Source organism: Bacillus sp. LR--39 (assembly GCF_053613335.1).
In genome coordinates this window covers 1-796 of record NZ_JBSIOT010000689.1, presented here as the reverse complement: position 1 = coordinate 796, position 796 = coordinate 1, and the positions used below count along the sequence as shown (strand labels likewise).

Here is a 796-nt window from a genome sequence, read left to right as displayed (position 1 = left end):
TTCGGATAAAACGATGCTTTTGTCTTCCTATGCGTTCGATCTCGGCTACACGAGCCTTTTCCCGGTGCTGCTCGCCGGAGGAGAGCTCCATATCGTCCGGAAAGAAACGTATACAGAACCGGAGACATTTATTCATTATATCGGTGAACAAGGGATCACATATATCAAGCTGACGCCGTCGCTGTTCCATACGGTCGTTCAGCCGCAAAGCTTCGCTTTGGCAAAGGGGCTTCAGTCATTGAGACTGATTGTACTAGGGGGAGAAAAAATCAATCCGAAAGATGTCGAACGGTTCCATTCCCGCTATCCGGACACCCGGTTCATCAATCATTACGGGCCGACGGAAACGACGATCGGTGCCATCGCTAAACCGGTCGAACCGGGCATGATCCGGCAATTCGCCGAGCGCCCGACGATTGGACGGCCGATTTCGGGCGCCGGAGCACTGGTATTGGACGCTTCCCGCCGGCTTGTTCCCGCGGGAGCGGCAGGCGAGCTGTATATTACGGGAAGCGGGCTTGCAAGAGGATATGTGAACAACCGGGAACTTACGGCTGCGAAGTTTATCGAAAATCCTTACACACCGGGCACATTCATGTACCGGACGGGGGATCTCGTCCGCCGTCTTCCGAATGGGGAGATTGAATTTTTAGGGCGGACGGATGATCAGGTGAAAATCCGCGGCTACAGAATCGAATTGAAAGAAATTGAAGAGGCCTTCATTGGACTTGAACATATAGAGAGAGCGGTCGTTCTTTCATTTACGGCTGACTCAGGGCTAGACGAACTGTGCGCT

Annotated in this window: 1 protein-coding gene; it reads left to right on the top strand. The window is 52.9% G+C overall.

Annotated elements, in window-relative coordinates:
* A partial coding sequence (locus ACWHAR_RS25870) for an AMP-binding protein (protein ID WP_452088273.1) occupies positions 1 to 796 on the top strand: 796 nt, incomplete at both ends.